The organism is Bradyrhizobium sp. IAR9 (assembly GCF_013408065.1).
In the GTDB taxonomy this organism is placed as follows: Bacteria; Pseudomonadota; Alphaproteobacteria; order Rhizobiales; family Xanthobacteraceae; genus Bradyrhizobium.
This window is the reverse complement of the sequence record NZ_JACBZW010000015.1, coordinates 167,750-182,292: the sequence shown is the minus strand read 5'-3', so window position 1 is coordinate 182,292 and position 14,543 is coordinate 167,750. Positions and strand designations below refer to the sequence as shown.

At 64.8% G+C, this 14,543-nt stretch carries 12 protein-coding genes and 1 pseudogene; 6 read left to right on the top strand and 7 right to left on the bottom strand.

Annotation, left to right across the window (positions count from 1 at the left end; genetic code table 11):
- Positions 1-79: 79 nt before the first annotated feature.
- The 4 genes from GGD67_RS31980 to GGD67_RS31965 all read right to left on the bottom strand — a co-directional run bounded on the left by GGD67_RS31980 (position 80) and on the right by GGD67_RS31965 (position 4,375).
- Positions 80-493 (bottom strand): DUF1850 domain-containing protein, encoded by a 414-nt coding sequence (locus GGD67_RS31980; protein ID WP_179738401.1) that lies wholly within the window; start codon positions 491-493, stop codon positions 80-82.
- Positions 454-2,574 (bottom strand): TRAP transporter permease, encoded by a 2,121-nt coding sequence (locus GGD67_RS31975; RefSeq protein WP_179738399.1) that lies wholly within the window; start codon positions 2,572-2,574, stop codon positions 454-456. The genes GGD67_RS31980 and GGD67_RS31975 overlap by 40 nt, the downstream gene beginning before the upstream one ends.
- A gap of 195 nt (positions 2,575-2,769) precedes the next feature.
- Positions 2,770-3,717, bottom strand: coding sequence for a TAXI family TRAP transporter solute-binding subunit (locus GGD67_RS31970; RefSeq protein ID WP_179738398.1), 948 nt, complete (start codon positions 3,715-3,717; stop codon positions 2,770-2,772).
- A 178-nt stretch (positions 3,718-3,895) separates the two neighbouring features.
- Positions 3,896-4,375, bottom strand: coding sequence for a hypothetical protein (locus tag GGD67_RS31965; RefSeq protein ID WP_177237020.1), 480 nt, complete (start codon positions 4,373-4,375; stop codon positions 3,896-3,898).
- 194 nt (positions 4,376-4,569) lie between these two features.
- Here GGD67_RS31965 and GGD67_RS31960 point away from each other — a divergent pair, with 194 nt between their 5' ends.
- A complete protein-coding gene (locus GGD67_RS31960) occupies positions 4,570-4,887 on the top strand; it encodes a hypothetical protein (protein ID WP_026202526.1) in 318 nt (105 codons plus the stop codon).
- Between the two features lie 171 nt (positions 4,888-5,058).
- Here the strand turns inward: GGD67_RS31960 and GGD67_RS31955 are convergent, their stop codons facing one another.
- Both GGD67_RS31955 and GGD67_RS31950 read right to left on the bottom strand, forming a co-directional pair.
- Positions 5,059-6,288 carry a hypothetical protein gene (locus GGD67_RS31955; RefSeq protein ID WP_179738396.1) on the bottom strand — a complete coding sequence of 410 codons (1,230 nt, stop codon included), beginning with the start codon at positions 6,286-6,288 and terminating at the stop codon, positions 5,059-5,061.
- A gap of 56 nt (positions 6,289-6,344) precedes the next feature.
- Positions 6,345-6,971 (bottom strand): NUDIX hydrolase, encoded by a 627-nt coding sequence (locus tag GGD67_RS31950; protein WP_409333965.1) that lies wholly within the window; start codon positions 6,969-6,971, stop codon positions 6,345-6,347.
- A 68-nt stretch (positions 6,972-7,039) separates the two neighbouring features.
- On the opposite strand from GGD67_RS31950, the gene GGD67_RS31945 reads away from it, so the two are divergent.
- The 5 genes from GGD67_RS31945 (at position 7,040) to GGD67_RS31925 (ending at position 12,911) form a co-directional block, all read left to right on the top strand.
- Positions 7,040-7,465, top strand: a complete 426-nt coding sequence (locus tag GGD67_RS31945; RefSeq protein WP_179738392.1) for a PaaI family thioesterase — start codon at positions 7,040-7,042, stop codon at positions 7,463-7,465.
- A gap of 313 nt (positions 7,466-7,778) precedes the next feature.
- Positions 7,779-8,789, top strand: coding sequence for an aldo/keto reductase (locus GGD67_RS31940; protein WP_179738390.1), 1,011 nt, complete (start codon positions 7,779-7,781; stop codon positions 8,787-8,789).
- A 16-nt stretch (positions 8,790-8,805) separates the two neighbouring features.
- A complete protein-coding gene (locus GGD67_RS31935; RefSeq protein WP_179738387.1) occupies positions 8,806-10,119 on the top strand; it encodes a tetratricopeptide repeat protein in 1,314 nt (437 codons plus the stop codon).
- Between the two features lie 196 nt (positions 10,120-10,315).
- Positions 10,316-10,912, top strand: a complete 597-nt coding sequence (locus tag GGD67_RS31930; protein WP_179738386.1) for a hypothetical protein — start codon at positions 10,316-10,318, stop codon at positions 10,910-10,912.
- Positions 10,913-11,054: 142 nt separating this feature from the next.
- On the top strand, positions 11,055-12,911 hold the full coding sequence (locus GGD67_RS31925) for an ATP-binding protein (RefSeq protein WP_018321289.1): 1,857 nt from the start codon (positions 11,055-11,057) through the stop codon (positions 12,909-12,911).
- 35 nt (positions 12,912-12,946) lie between these two features.
- On the opposite strand, the pseudogene GGD67_RS31920 reads toward GGD67_RS31925, so the two are convergent.
- Positions 12,947-14,536 (bottom strand): annotated as a pseudogene (locus GGD67_RS31920) (oleate hydratase); the annotation flags it as partial.
- Positions 14,537-14,543: the final 7 nt, after the last annotated feature.

Sequence of the window (14,543 nt, the reverse complement as noted above, 5' to 3'; positions counted from 1 at the left end):
GTTGTTCTTGTTGTAGCCCGGATGGAGCGTAAGCGTAATCCGGGGCCACCGTCCCGGATTGCGCTGCGCTCCATCCGGGCTACGGATCGTTGCAAATCTTCATCGTGGTGACGTTAGCACCAATGGGATGCCCGACAATCTCCGACAGCGTCTGGCATTGCCCATCATGGCACAGCCGCCATTCGCCGGCCGCGCCCGAATTGCCGAGCATGACTTCCTGCATCGGCGCCCGCTTCGGCTGCCACTGAAACCAGCCGTCGACCAGCCGCGCCTCGGGCGGTGGCTCCATGCCGGGGCCGGTGCCCTTGACGCGGGCCTGCACCAGTTCGAGACCGGCGGGGGTGACGCGCCAATCCTCCTGCCAGTCGACTTTCGCGATCGAATGCGTCCATGCAAGCGTGAACGCGGACAGCGCCAGCGCCTTCACGCCGAAAGCCGTTGCGAAGCAGAGGCTCACGCCGCCTCGACCGTTACAGGCGGGCGCTGCCGCCATTGCCACAGCACGATCGCCGCGGCGAGCACGAAGCCGGCGGTGTCGCTGAACGCGAATTCGCCGAGCAGGCAGAATGCAGCGCCGAGTGCGACCAGGCGCTCGATCAACGTCAGCCGCGTGAACAGGAAGCCGATCGCCACCATGCCGAACAGGCCGATCGCCACCAATGCCTTCAGGCTCGCCAGCGCCACCGCACCGTAGAAGCCGAGCTTCGCCGCCATGGGGTCGCCGGCCTGGAGCATCAGGGCTGGTGAGTAGACGAAGATGAACGGAATGACATAGCCGGCGAGCGCGATGCGCATCGCCTCCCAGCCGATCTTGTCCGGGTTCTCCTTCGCGATCGGCGCCGCAGCGAGCGCCGCCAATGCCACCGGCGGCGAAAGGTCGGCCATGATGCCGTAGTAGAACGCGAACATGTGGCTCGCGATCAAGGGCACCCCCAGCTTGGCCAGCGCGGGCGCGGCAAGCGCGGCGGTGATGATGTAGGTCGGGATCGTCGGGATGCCGGTACCGAGCAGGATCGACAGCAGCATGGTCATGATCAGCGCGAGGAACAGGCTCTTCTCGCCGAGCCCGATCACCCAGCCGCCGAAGATGGTGCCGACGCCGGTCTGCGACATCATGCCGATGATGACGCCGACGATGGCGCAGGCCATGCCGACGGTGATCGCGGATTTGGCGCTCTCGGCCAGCGCATCGCGGCAGGCGCGCAACGCCGCAAAGCCGCCGCGCACGAAGGCGGTGATCACGATCAATCCGACCACGACGCTGGCGACCGGCACGATCTTGAGGCCGTCACGCGAGAGCGCGGCGACGACGAGCGCAAGGCCGATCCAGAAGATGGTGCGGATCACATTCGAGGAGGCGCCGGTGGTGATGGCGGTGCCGAGGATCAACGCCACCGTCAGCGCGAGGCCCATGCTGCCGGCATAGAGCGGCGTAAAACCCTCGAACAGCATGTAGACGAGGGCGGCAAGCGGCAGCACGAGGTACCAGCGCGTCACCAGCGCCTTCCAGGCGCTCGGGATCTCCGAGCGCTTCATGCCGACGAGGCCGTGCTTGCCGGCCTCCAGATGCACCATCCAGAACGCGGACGCGAAATAGAGGATCGCGGGAATCGCTGCCGCCTTGACGATCTCGGAATATTGCACGCCGAGCGTCTCAGCCATGATGAAGGCGACCGCGCCCATCACCGGCGGCATGATCTGCCCGCCCATCGAGGCCGTGGCCTCGACGCCGGCGGCGAAGGCGCGGCGATAGCCGAACCGGATCATCAAGGGAATCGTGAACTGGCCGACGGTCACGACATTGGCGACGCCCGAGCCGGAGATCGTGCCCATCATGCCCGAGGCGAACACCGCGACTTTCGCAGGTCCCCCGCGGGTGCGGCCGAACAGGCCGAGCGAAACGTCGGTGAACAGCTGGATCATGCCGGCGCGCTCCAGGAACGAGCCGAACAATATGAACAGGAAGATGTAGGTCGCCGACACGTAGATCGGCACGCCGTAAAAACCTTCGGTGCCGAACGACAGATGCGTGATGATCTGGTCGAAGTCGTAGCCGCGATGGTTGAGCGGCGACGGCAGATACTGGCCGAAGAACCAGTAGACGAGGCACGCGCCGCACATCAGCGGCAGCGCCGCGCCCATCAGGCGCCGCGTGCCTTCGAAGATCAGCACCGCCAGCACCGTGCCGACCACGAGATCAAACCGCGTCGGGTCACCGTCGCGCGCGATCAGGTCCGCATAGAAGATCCACTGGTAGAGCCCGCACAGGAAGCCGGCGCCGCCGATCACCCAGCCGAGCGCGCGGCCGGCATTGCTCTTCGCGGTGAAATTGGCGATCAGGCCGAAGGTGAGCAGGACGAGGAAGCCGACATGAACGCCGCGCACTACCTGGCTCGGCAGATAGTTGAAAGCGGCGACATAGAGCTGGAAGGTGGCGAAAGCGATGCCGATCCAGTAGGCGAGTTGTCCCCACCAGCGAGGGCCGAAACCTTCCGGGAAACCGTGCTCGAAATTGTCGAACTCGACCTTGACCTTGTCGGGCGCCGTCGCCGTGCCCTCTGCCTTTTCCAGCATCTTATTCGTCCTCAGCCCTGTGGCTTATAACATCGAGGCATTGCTCACCACACCGTCATGGCCGGGCTTGTCCCGGCCATCCACGTCTTACGGTGTCTCCAAGAACGTGGATGCCCGGGCCTTCGCCTCGCCGAAGCGGCTTCGGCCGCGCAGGCGGGACAAGCCCGGGCATCACGTTCGCGGGTAGAGCGCGTCTTACTTGATCAGCCCTTTTTCCTTGTAATAGCGAATCGCGCCGGGGTGCAGCGGAACCGGGCTGCCGCTGGCCGCGGTCTCGAGCTTGATCTCCTTGCCGGCCGCATGCGCGTTCTGCAGTTCCGGCAGCGATTCGAAGACCAGCTTGGTCATCTGATAGGCGAGATCGTCCGACACCGCGGAGCTCGTGACGAGATAGTTGATCACGGCCGCCGTCGGCACGTCCTTGTCCTGGCCGGTATAAGTGTTGGCCGGAATGATCGCGGAGACGAAGGGCGGGCCGATCTTGTCGACGGTTTCCTTCGGCACCGACACCACCGTGATGGGGCTCGAGGTCGAAAGGTCCTTCAGCGAGGCGACGCCGAGGCCAGCCGATTGCAGCGTCGCTGCAAGTTGGCGGTTCTTCATGAGGTCGACGGATTCGGCGAACGGCAGATATTCGACCTTGCCGAGATCCTTGTAGCTCATGCCGGCGGCGGCCAGGATCGCACGCGAATTCAGCTCGGTGCCCGACTTAGGCGCACCGACAGAGAGGCTCTTGCCCTTGAGGTCGGCCAGCGTCTTGATGCCGGACTCGGTGGTCGCGACGATCTGGATGTAGTTCGGATAGATCGCGCCGATGGTCCTGAGCTTGTCGAGCTTGGTCTTGAAGCCCGCCTCTTCCTCGCCGTCCCAGGCGGCCTTGAGCGAATCGCCGAGCGTGAACGCCAACTCGCCGCGGCCCTGCTGCAGCAGGATCAAATTCTCGACCGACGCCTTGGTGGCCTGCACCTGCGTCTTCACGTTCGGAATCTTGTCGCCGTAGATCTTCCCGATCGCGACCCCGAGCGGATAATAGACGCCGGAGGTGCCGCCGGTCAGCACGTTGATGAAGGATTGCGCCTGCGCGCAAGGTGCCGACGCCGCCAGAGCAAGAGCCGCGGCCGCGCCGAAAATGGTCCGTTTCATGGTTGTTGTTCTCCCCAAACCGGCGGCGAAATTGGCCGGATGAGGGATGCGGGTCAACCCATCCAAAAGACAAAACAGGACTGCGGTAAACGGCCGATCCGGCTGGGTTTTTGGGAACCTGTGGGTGCGGCGAGGTGGCGCAGCCGTAGTCCGGAGCGGCGCCATCGCCATCGACGTTTCACTGGAACGTCATGTCCAGGCACTTGGAGATGTCGGAACCGAGGCCGGAGGAGATGATGATGCAGCCGCGCACCTTCTGCGCGCTGACATCGGCCGCCCACACCGAATAGCCGCCGGGGCCGAAGAACGAGTTGGTGTTCGGCGGCTCGGTCTCGGTCGCGTCGAAATCATACTTGCCGTCGGTCTCGAAGATGCGCGGCTTCTTGATGCAGCCGCCGTCGGTCTGGACGTTGATGACTTCCTTGTTGTCGCGGGTCAGCGCCAGCGAGACCTGGCAGCGGAAATATTCCGAGGTCTTGGTGTTGAACAGATAGGTGTAGGACTTGCAGGTCGCCGTGTTCAGCTTGCCCGGGGCAAGGCCGCGGCTGCACGAAATGCGCTGGTTGTGGCTGAGCTGGTAATCATCGGCCCGGGCGGCCGGCGCCAACGCCGTCAACGACAATACAGCAGCCCAGCAAAGTTTAATCACATGGCGCATCCGAATCATCCCCACCAATAATTTTGTCGAGTTGCGTTCTAGACGGAAAGCGGAACATAGTCGCGAGGGGACGAAGGGAAAATCACAAACTGCTGGGCAAGACGTGATGCGCTGCGGCGCTTTCGCAAATTGACCCGGATACGCCGTTCGTGATTTGTTCAAGCCGGGTACCCCAGCGACGGGGAGGATGGATGATGGCATTTTCAACCAAGACATTTGCACTTGTTTCGGCTGCACTCGTGACGGTGCTCGGCGCATTCGCCGCGCCCGCATGCGCACAAACCCCGGCAACGCCGTGGGAGCTCAAGCCCGACACCGGCTACGCCTATGACAGGGAAGGCAAGACCTTTTCCTACAAGATGGGCACCAGCAACGCCGGCGAGCTCTTGAAGGGCGCCAAGAAAGTCCCGAAGGGCACGCTGTTCTTCATCGGCCATAACGGCCAGCTCTACATGCGCAGCGGCCCCTATCTGGAAGGCGACGGCAAGTTCAAGTTCGGCCCGGATCAGTAGGAGCGGCGGCTCTCACCACGAACGAAGCTGCCGTAGGGTGGGCAAAGGCGCGTAGCGCCGTGCCCACCATCTCTCCCTATCGCGAAAGGTGCGTGGGCACGCTTGCGCCGCCGCTCTTCGAGCTATGGCGGACAAGTCGCTTTGCCCACCCTACGGCAGCTCGCCAGCTCCCTAAAACGCGCCCGCCAATTCCCTTGCGCCGGGTTTGCTGCTGTTCGAATCCATCCGATCGTCCGTCACCGCCAGCAGCTTGGCCACCGTGTTGTGGCGGATCGCGACCGGGTTGCGCTCGTAGCCGCCGCGCTGGAAGAAGTTCGAGGTCGGCACCTGCTCGCGCATCGCCTGCGGCATCGTCACCATGTCGAGGCCGGTGCCGTCGCCGGTGAGGTTCATCATCTCGAGCTCGGCCGCGGTCAGCGGACGGGTGTAGCCCTTGGCGCGGGCGAACAGCACCGAAGTCAGGAGCTTGTGGGTCTGCAGCATCGGACCGACGTCGATGTCGAGCACCATCGCGTGCATGGCCCAGCCCTGCGCGGTGTTGCCGATCTTCTCGTGCTCCGACCAGGTATCGGGCACCGACTTCGCATGCGCCACCATTTTCTTCAGCACGACGAGCTTGTGCTCGAGCGACTGGCGCGCCGGTCCTGATGTCCGCGCCACCTTCTCGGAGAGCGCGCGAATGAGTTCGTGGCCCTGCTCGGCGAGCAGCTCGACGCTGTTGGTGGTCAGGAGCTGGTTGTAGCCCATCGCGGTCGAGATCGCGCGCTTGCCGCCATGCTCGATTCCCGCCTGCACGTCGTGGCTGCCGGTGCCGCCGGTCTCGAACGAATAGACCCGCACGGCCTGCTCGCGCGTCAGCCCGGAGGCGAGCGCATAGCGCGCATAGGCGCGCTTGAATTCGATCTCGCTCGCCGGGCGCTGCGGCGTGAACTGGTAGAGCTCCTGCGCCGCGCGCAGGAAATCGGCAACCACGGGAATCGGTTTTCTGGGGGGGCGGTCCGGCGTTTCCTCCGGCTCCGGATTCACCGGCTTCTTCGGCCCGTTATAGAGCGGCGGATGCTCCAGCACGTAGTCGTCGAGCGTCACCTGCTGCCCGCTGCGCCGCTTGGCATTGCGGCCTTTCCGCTTCTCGGAGATCTGGCTCCAATAGGCGCCGGCCTCGGCGTCGAAGGCCGCGCGCGCCGCCTGATATTCTGCGAGCTTGCGGCGATATTCGAGCACCGCCGGGGACGCGCCGCCTTGCGCGAAGAATTGCGACAGCAACTGGGCGTTGGCATCGCGGACGGCAGGCGGCAGCGCGTCGATCTCGCCGCCACGCGCGGCGGGCGCGAGCAGGACGAGTGCGAGTGGAACCAGCGCAAGGCGATTTCGAGAGAGGCTGTTTCGAATCGAATGATGCATGCTGCCCTCTTAGCAGGCATCCGGTAACCGTCACGTTAACGCGCCGTTTACCATCGTCACTTCCAGGCGAACACCGGTTGTTCCAGCTCCGCCACGCGGGTATGCCGGCCCGCAAGCACCTCGCGGAACTGGTAGATCAGGGCCGCGGTCGGCGCGTGGATCAGGCTTTCCTGATGATGGAAACGGATCACGCGGCGCGCGCTTTCGGGGATGGCGACGAAATCGAAGGCGTCGTCGCGCTCGATGGTGTCGAGCGCAATGCGATGGACCGAAGCCACCTCGTCGGGGTTCGGCCTGATTGCGGCACTGTCGGCGGCCCAGACCACGACGGGCGTGATCAGATAGCCGGAGCGGGTCGGGTAATCGTCGAGCGTACCGAGCACCTGCGCGCCGGTGAGGCGGAGGCCAAGCTCCTCGTCGAGCTCGCGCAGCGCCGCCTCGACCGGCGTCTCGCCGGCATCGCAGCGGCCGCCCGGCAGCGCCCATTGGCCGCGATGGGCGCGCAGGTGCGATGCGCGCAGCGTGAGCAGGAATGCGGTGTCATCGCCCTCGCTCGCGGTCAGCACAACTGACACCGCGGCACGCTTCAGCGTCGTCGGCACTTCACCCGCCGGCAGCCGCATGAAGGCCGCGCAGGCATTCGCGATATTCCGCCGTGTGGCATCATCGAACGGTCTCATGATGCTTGACTACACCACGTCCGGCCCCGATGAAACGAGATCGCAAGGCCCGCACCTGAATGGACGACGACATGACCAACAAGGCCGCCGCAAGGCTCAAATCAGACGGCTGGAGCATCCTGGAGACCACGGGCTTCCTGCACCTGATCGGCCCCTTGTGGGAGCGCAAGGTCGACGGTCATCACGAATTCGCACTCGCGACCGAGGACAAGCACCACAATCGTCGCGGCATGGTCCAGGGCGGCGTGATGATGACCTTTGCCGACCGCACCTGCGGCATGACCGCCCGCTATGTCTCCGGCAAGGAGTTCATGGCGACGGTGCAGCTCGACACCCACTTCGTCGAGGCCGGCCAGATCGGCGACATCCTGATCTCCCGCCCGCGCGTCGTGCGCTCGACCCGCAGCCTGATCTTCATGAGCACGGAAGTGACGGTGGATGGTCGCTGCATCGTGATGGCGAATGGCGTGTTCAAGATTTTGAAGGGGCCGGGTTAGCGCGCCGTCGGGCTGCCCCCGCAGCCCTCCACACACGCCGCCGTCGTCGCCCGGCTTGACCGGGCGCCCCAGTACGCCGCAGCCTCTCGGCTCAACCATAGCCGTCTCTGGAATACTGGATCGCCCGATCAGGTCGGGCGATGACAGTTGTGAGGATGGCGGGCAGTTTCCGCCACGCGTCATTGCGACGAGCTCTTGCGACGAAGCAATCCAGCATCTATCCGCGGACGCATCTCTGGATTGCTTCGCTGCGCTCGCAATGACGACTGTAGCTGGCTATGCTGATCTCCATAAAGATATCGAGGACCCGCCCATGCAATACCGTCAGCTCGGCCGCAGCGGCCTGAAAGTGTCGCCGATCTGTCTGGGCACCATGATGTTCGGTGGCCCCACCGATGAAGCCACGTCAAAGCGGATCGTCGACAAAGCGCATGGCGCCGGCATCAACTTCATCGACACCGCCGACGCTTACTCAAAGGGCGGCTCCGAGGAGGTCGTCGGCCGTGCGATCGCGGGCAACCGTCACGCCTGGGTGCTCGCCACCAAACTCGCCAACCCCATGGGCGACGATCCCAATCGCGGCGGCCTGTCACGGCGCTGGGTGCTGCAGGCCGCCGACGAAAGCTTAGCGCGGCTCGGCACCGACCACATCGACATCTACTATCTGCACAAGGAAGACCATTCGACACCGCTGGAAGAGACGGTGCGCGCGATGGGCGATTTGATCCGCGTCGGCAAGGTGCGCTATTTCGGCGTCTCGAACTACCGCGCCTGGCGGGTCGCCGAGATCTGCAACATCTGCGACCGGCTCGGCATCGACCGTCCCGTGGTGAGCCAGCCCTATTACAACGCGATGAACCGCATGCCCGAGGTCGAGCACTTTCCGGCCTGCTCCTATTACGGTCTCGGCATCGTGCCCTACAGCCCGCTGGCGCGCGGCGTGCTCACCGGCAAGTACAAGCCGGATGCCGCGCCCGACAAGGAGACGCGCGCCGGCCGCAACGACACCCGCATGATGCAGACCGAATGGCGGCCGGAATCGCTCCAGCTTGCGCAGGAGATCAAGACTCACGCCGAGAAAAAGGGCATCACCGCCGGCCAGTTCGCGGTTGCCTGGGTGCTCAACTCCGCCTTCGTCTCCTCGATCGTCGCAGGTCCCCGCACCGAGGAGCAATGGGATGGCTACATCAGCGCGCTCGACTACCGCTTCACTGGGGATGACGAGGCGCTGATCGATCGGCTGGTCGTGCCGGGCCACCCCTCGACGCCGGGCTACAACGATCCCGCCTACCCGATCGAAGGCCGCCGCGCGCGGACGGCGTGAGACCGGGAGATCAATGATGGCGCTTGAAGACCGCTACGGCCTGCCGCTCTCTACCGCATCCGATGCGGCCGCTGGCGCCTATCGCGAAGGTGTCGACCTCATGCTCGCGGGCTGGACCGGCATGGCGGAGATGCTGGAGCGCGCGATGGCGACTGATCCGGAGTTCGCGCTTCCCCATATCGCCCGCGCCCGCGTGCACGCTTTCTACCAGCAGGGCGATCTGGCACGGCAAAAGGCGGCGCTCGCGCGCGAGCTGGTCGCCAAGCGCGGCACAGAGCGCGAGCGCTCGCATGTCGAGACGCTGGCGCTGGCGATCGAGGGCCGGCTGCCGGAGGCGATCGCATCGACGCTGAGGCATATCGAGAGCTGGCCGCGCGACGCATTGGTGCTGTCGCTGCCGCTCGGCGCGTTCGGCCTGTTCGCCTTCTCCGGCATGGCCGACCACGACCGGGCGCGGCATGAGCTGTGCGAGCCGCTTGCGCAGCATTATGGCGAGGATTGGTGGTTCCTGACCATGGCGGGCTGGGCGATGACCGAGAACGGCGACGTCGCACGCGGTCGCGCCATGACCGAGCGCGGCTTCAATTTACGCCGTCAGAATGCCCACGCCGCACACGCGGTGCTGCATGCAATGTTTGAGGACGGCTCGATCGAGGCGGCCGACCGCCTCGTCGACGACTGGATCCCCTCTTACGACCGCGCCGGAATTCTGCACGGCCATATCAAATGGCACCAGGCGCTCGGCGCGCTCGAGCATGGCGATGCGGCTCGCGCGCTCGCGATCTATGCCGACGTGCTTCAGCCATCAGTCACGCAGGCGCCGCCGCTCAACGTCATCACCGATGCCGCCTCGCTGCTGTGGCGCCTGTCGGCTTACGGCCATTCCGTGCCGAGGGAGCTGTGGCTCGACGCCGACGCCACCGCGAAAAAACTGTTTCCGAAATCGAGCCTGTCCTTTGCCGATGTCCACATGGCGCTGTTCGCGGCAGCGACGCAGAATCACGCGGCGCTCACCACACGCCTTGCGGCCATCGAGCAGCGCCTCGCCGAGGGCAAGCTGCCGGCCGGCCTCGTGGTGCCGGCGATCTTCCGCGCGCTGGCGGCCTTTGCGGATGAGGATTACGCCTCATGCGTGCAAACGCTGGCGCCGGTCCTCGGCGAGGTCGTACGGATCGGCGGCAGCCATGCCCAGCGCGAGCTGGTCGAGGACACCTACATCGTCGCCCTGATGCGCAGCGGCGAGCTGGCCCGCGCCCGCGCCGTGCTGGACGCCCGCCTGCACCGCCGACCCTCACTTCGCGATGCGCGCTGGCAGGCGGCAATGGGCTAGACTTCGCCACGAAAAAAACACCGGCCTGACGGCAAGTGCCGGCGGGACGGTTTGGGCGATGTAGGCGAATCGTCGTCGGGGTGGCGCGGTGGTATTCCAGGCGGGACTTGCAGGACAAACGCGATCGCAACCAATTTGCGGTTCGATCGTTATGGTGCGGAACCCGACCGTGGTTCCCTGGCACGTGAGCCTTCCAATGCGCCTCTGCCGACCGCTTCTGGCCGCCACGCTAGTCTTCGCCGCGACCCTTGCCGCGTTGGCAAGTCCTTGTTTTGCCGAAACTTCCAAGCCGATCCCGGTCAACAACCCGCCGGCGCCGCAGAATGCCTTCATCGACCTGCTGGCGCTGATGTCCGGCCACTGCAAGACCTTCAAGGTTGCCGGGCGCACCTTCGCCTGCAAGACGGTGGCCTACGCCCACGGCGACAAGGGCCGGGTCAATTTCGCGGTCGCGGTCGACGATCCCTCCGACGACAGCCACGTCGTGTCGTTCTCCGGCGAGAACGGCAAGCGCGCCGACGACAATTCCTACGAGCTGCCGATCGACCGCATGCTGCTCAACTCCAAGGACCGGCCCAGGGTCGACGGCCTGCCGGTGCCGGCCGAGCAGACCTCCACCGGCCTCTGCCGCCAGACCGGCAATTTCGCCGCCAGGAAGGTGACCGACATCACTTGCTCCGCCACCGACAGTGAGGGCCGGCAATATGAACTGCTGTTCGTCTCCGACGGTACGCCGGTGAGCGTGCGCCGCATCCGGCAATCGCTGCCCTCGATCCAGGATCCGTTCAAGTAGCGGCACTTCGTCTCGCCTGCTGTGTCGGCGAAGTGAAAGCGCATCCTTCCGTTTGAAACTCCAGGTCCGGCTTGTATGCTCTCGCGCGCGTCCTCACCGAGGAGGCCCGATTGCAACTGGAGGCGGGGCCGAGAGCCCGGCAATGCGTATGATCACCGGGCTCATGCGCATCCTGTTCATCTTCCTCCTCGCAAGCCTGTCGCGTGAATGCATCGCGGCCGACGGCAAGCGGCAGCGTTCGATCCTGGTTCTGGAAGAGGCTGATTTTCGCTCGCCCTTCTATTCCGAGATATTTGCCGGCATCCGCGCCGTCGCGAAGCCGAACGGGACGAGTCACACGGTGACCTACGGCGAGAGCCTCGATCTCGCCCGCTTCCCGGGACCGGACTACGAAGAGAGCCTGGTCGGTCACTTCAAGACCAAATATGCGCAGCAGCCGATCGACGTCATCGTTTCGATCGGAGTTTCATCGGCGAAATTCCTTCGGAAGCGCAAGCAGGAGATCTGGCCAGATGCACCGGTCGTCTACGGCTTCGTGCCCGATCTGCCCGAGACGCGCGCGCTGTTCCTGCCCAACACGACGACCGTCTTCACACGGGTGAGACCGGCGCAGCTGCTGACCGCAGCCCGCGCTGTCGTTCCCGACCTCAACCGGGTCGTTCTCGTCGGCGAGGCCTGGAAGAATCCGCTGACATACGGACACTGGAAGCAGGACTTCGCGGCGGCAATGCCCGACCTCGAAGTCACCGATCTGTCGGGCGCGGTGCTGCGCGAGGTCCGCGCTCACGTCGCGTCCCTGCCCGCCCGCTCCGCGATCTTGACCTCGGCGATGTATTCCGACGGCGAAGGCACCTATTATTCCCCGGCCGCCGCGCTCGCACGCATCGCCGAGAGCGCCAACCGCCCGATCATCATCACGTCCGATACGTTCCTCGGGCGCTCGGGCGTGGGCGGCTTCCTGCTGCTGCCCGAAATGATCGGACGGGAAGCCGGCGAAGTCGCCATGCGGATTCTCGGCGGCGAGGCCCCGTCGAGCATCGTCCCCTTCGGCGGGAATAACGTGAAGCCGATCTTCGACTGGCGGGAGCTGAAACGCTGGAACGTGGACGAGGCCCATCTGCCTCCCGGCAGCGAGGTGCGTTTCCGTGAACCAACCTTCTGGGAGAGGTATCACTGGCACGCCACCATCGTCGCCAGTGTCGTTCTGGTGCAGGCGCTGATGATCGCCATTCTGCTGCGCGAGCGCCGCTTGCGCTTCGTGGCCGAGGTCGAGGCGCGGCAACGCATGTCGGAGCTCGCCCACATGAATCGCCGCGCCACCGCGGGTGAGATGTCCGCCTCGCTCGCCCACGAGCTGAACCAGCCGCTCGCCGCCATCCTGATCAATGCCGAGACGGCCCAGCAGATCTTGCGGAATCCGGCGCCCGACCTCGGCGAGATCGGGGACTTATTGGACCACATTCGCCGGGACGATCAGCGGGCCGCCGACGTCATCAGCCGGCTGCGCTCGTTTCTGAAGCGAGACCCGACCGAACGGCGCGAGCTCGATCTCAATGCGATGGTTGGCGAGGTGTTTCGATTCCTCTCCGTGCAGGCCCTGACCCACGACGTCGCACTCATGACCGAACCCTCATCCGCGGATATCCGCGTTAAGGGCGATAAGGTTCAGCTCCAGCAGGCCATCCTGAATCTCGTCGTGAACGGCATCGATGCCGTGGCGCATCTCCCGGACAAGCGGCGCCGCGTCATCGGCCGAACCAGTCTTGCCGACGGTAATGTGGCCCTCGTCTCGGTCGCCGATGCCGGCGACGGGATCCTGGCGGAGAAGATGACGGAGATCTTCGAGCCGTTCTTCACGACCAAGACCCAAGGCATGGGAATCGGCCTCTCGATCGCCCATACCATCGTCGAGGCGCATGGCGGGCGCATCTGGGCAGAGAACGCGCCGTCAGGGGGCGCCGTCTTTCACGTTAGCCTGCCGCTGGCAGCGTTGCGATAGCTCCTATCGCAGGCGCCAGCGACGCTGGCCAGCCGTCACGCGAACGCCTTTTCCAGCGTTGCGAAGATCACCGCGAGCGATTTGTCGTGACGCGTGACCGGCGGTACCGGGCGATCGATCTTCATGAGCTGATAGACCGCCATCTGCGCCGCGCGCACCGAATACTCGACCGTGAACACGACGTCGTCGGGGATTTCGACGAACTGGCTGACGAAAGCGAGGTTGACCGAATTCTTCGGCACCGGCAGCGGCCGGTCGGCCAGATTGCGCGGCATGAACATGCTGGTGATGTAAGGCATGCGGCAGGGAACGCAGATCGCATCCGCGAACACGCTCGAATCGAAATTCAAATGGCCGCACAGCTCCTTCAGGATCTCCGCGCCGCCGCAATCGGACATTGGCTTGGCAACGAAATTGCCGACGCGGTCGGGATGTAGCGCATAGCCCCAGAACACCTGCAAATTGTTCGGTTGCCCTGAGAAATGCGGCTGGTGATAGAGCACGACCGACATCAACCAGTTGGAATCCCTGAACGTGACGAGGCCGCCGGTGCCGGCCCGGTTGCCGGAGAACGCCTCCATCTTCTCGAAGAAGAGTGGATCGCGGCAGGTGACGGTGAAGGACAGCCAATAGGATTCAGGGATCGAGGTGTTGAACGCGGCGGGATTGCCGAATTCGGGACGCTCCTTCGCGATCGTCTCCCACAGCGCCCAGCCCTGGCTGTCTTTCTTGGTCAGATGCGGCGGCGGCTCGGTCATGGTGCCGAGGCTCGAGGCGTCCGTCATCGAGCCGTTCTGGAAAAACACGAGATCGCCGTCCTCGAGCCGGACATTGGCGATGCGGCCGTCGCGATCGAGCACGAGCTGGCGCACCCGCAACCGTCCGTCCTCGCTCTCGATCGCCATGTCGGTGACGCGGGTCCCGCGCACGAATTGCACGCCCTGCCGCTTCAGCCAGTCGGCAAGCGGCCGCACGATCGCATCATATTGATTGTAGACGGTGCGCTTGACGCCGGCGAGCGTCTCGATGCGCGGAAACTCGTTCATGAAGCGGTGCAGATAGCGCTTCAGCTCGACCGCGCTGTGCCAGGGCTGGAACGCGAAGGTGGTCTGCCACATGTACCAGAAATTGGAATCGAAGAATTTTGGCGAGAGCCAGTCGGTGATGCGGCTGTTGCCGAGCGTCTCCTCCGAAGCCTCGGTGAGCCGCAACAGCTCGAGCCGGTCGCGCGCGGAAAAGCCCATATGCGAGACGTCGACCTTGAAACGGTTGCGATCGACCAGCCGCGCCTGCGAGTGCGCCGGGTTCTCCAGGTTGAACGCGATGGTCTCGTCGCGCACGCTGCGGCCGGGATGCTCGAGCGAAGGGATGCTGGAGAGCAGATCCCAAGTGCATTCGTAATGGTCGGTGGTCAGCATGCGTCCGCCGCGCAGTGAATAGGCGCCGTTCGCGAGCAGCGCGCCGTCGAGGCTGCCGCCGACCAGCGGCTGCGCCTCGTAGATCACGATGTCACGCCCCGGCTGCCGCGCGTCGCGAATCAGGAACGCCGCGCCCGCGAGCGAACCAATGCCACCGCCGATGAAATACGCCTTCATGACTTGCCTCGACTGCCGTTCGAATTCACGAGCGACA

Bases quoted from the DNA above. Each gene is read 5' to 3' on its own strand.
- GGD67_RS31980 (WP_179738401.1), bottom strand. From the start codon at position 493: ATGGCGGCAGCGCCCGCCTGTAACGGTCGAGGCGGCGTGAGCCTCTGC.
- GGD67_RS31975 (WP_179738399.1), bottom strand. From the start codon at position 2,574: ATGCTGGAAAAGGCAGAGGGCACGGCGACGGCGCCCGACAAGGTCAAG.
- GGD67_RS31970 (WP_179738398.1), bottom strand. From the start codon at position 3,717: ATGAAACGGACCATTTTCGGCGCGGCCGCGGCTCTTGCTCTGGCGGCG.
- GGD67_RS31965 (WP_177237020.1), bottom strand. From the start codon at position 4,375: ATGCGCCATGTGATTAAACTTTGCTGGGCTGCTGTATTGTCGTTGACG.
- GGD67_RS31960 (WP_026202526.1), top strand. From the start codon at position 4,570: ATGGCATTTTCAACCAAGACATTTGCACTTGTTTCGGCTGCACTCGTG.
- GGD67_RS31955 (WP_179738396.1), bottom strand. From the start codon at position 6,288: ATGCATCATTCGATTCGAAACAGCCTCTCTCGAAATCGCCTTGCGCTG.
- GGD67_RS31945 (WP_179738392.1), top strand. From the start codon at position 7,040: ATGACCAACAAGGCCGCCGCAAGGCTCAAATCAGACGGCTGGAGCATC.
- GGD67_RS31940 (WP_179738390.1), top strand. From the start codon at position 7,779: ATGCAATACCGTCAGCTCGGCCGCAGCGGCCTGAAAGTGTCGCCGATC.
- GGD67_RS31935 (WP_179738387.1), top strand. From the start codon at position 8,806: ATGGCGCTTGAAGACCGCTACGGCCTGCCGCTCTCTACCGCATCCGAT.
- GGD67_RS31930 (WP_179738386.1), top strand. From the start codon at position 10,316: ATGCGCCTCTGCCGACCGCTTCTGGCCGCCACGCTAGTCTTCGCCGCG.
- GGD67_RS31925 (WP_018321289.1), top strand. From the start codon at position 11,055: ATGCGTATGATCACCGGGCTCATGCGCATCCTGTTCATCTTCCTCCTC.